This window comes from Flavobacterium pedocola (assembly GCF_053764385.1).
This window is the reverse complement of sequence record NZ_JBSNCR010000022.1, coordinates 1-1,006: the sequence shown is the minus strand read 5'-3', so window position 1 is coordinate 1,006 and position 1,006 is coordinate 1. Positions and strand designations below refer to the sequence as shown.

1 pseudogene is annotated in these 1,006 nt (G+C 44.8%); it reads left to right on the top strand.

Annotated features, from left to right (window positions below):
• Nucleotides 1-1,006, top strand: a pseudogene (locus ACWPKD_RS15205) (gliding motility-associated C-terminal domain-containing protein); the annotation flags it as partial.

Sequence of the window (1,006 nt, the reverse complement as noted above, 5' to 3'; positions counted from 1 at the left end):
AGGCTCTTTATCAGCTTTACCTACAACTTCCAATGAAGGAATTACTGGTTCTTGGTCTCCGGCCTTAAGCAATACTGCTACAACTTTGTATACATTTACACCGAATGCAGGACAATGTGCCACAACACAAACCATGACCATCACGGTGAATCCTATTGTTACGCCAACGTTTACAGCTGTAGCTCCGATTTGTGCAGGTGGTACATTAACGGCTTTACCAACTACTTCCAATAATGGAATTACGGGTTCTTGGTCACCGGCTTTGAACAATACAGCTACAACTGTCTATACGTTTACACCGAATGCAGGACAATGTGCCACAACACAGACGATGACGATTGTAGTAAATCCTGTTATCACGCCTACTTTTACGTCGGTAGCTCCGATTTGTTCAGGAGAACCATTAACGGCTTTACCTACAACTTCCAATAATGGAATAACCGGTACATGGTCACCAACCCTCAACAATACGGCTACAACTACATATACGTTTACGCCGAATGCGGGACAATGTGCCACAACACAAACGATGACGATTGTAGTAAACCCAATCATTACGCCAACGTTCAACTTTGCCACTACTTATTGTTCAGGTGTGACACCGTCGCCACTGGCCACTACTTCATTGGAAGGGGTGACAGGAACCTGGTCTCCGGCCTTTAACAATATGGTAAGCGGAACCTATACCTTTACTCCAACAGCAGGACAGTGTGCGGTAATGCCACCACCTGCAACGATCCTGATTATTCAGGCACCGTCGTTTACAGTGACCAATGCGGCTCCGGTGTTGTGCGATGGAGAAAGTGTGAACATTATGCTTTCCGGTAATATCCCGGGAGCTACTTATACTTGGACAGCTTCTACAAGTAATATTAGCAGTTCGTTTATAAGCAATGGTGATGAAACCAATATCAACCAACCTGTTCATTTGGTAAACCCATTGGTTAGCGGAAGTATCACGTTTAGTATTGCTTCGAGCACTGTTAACGGATGTCCGGGTGAAGTA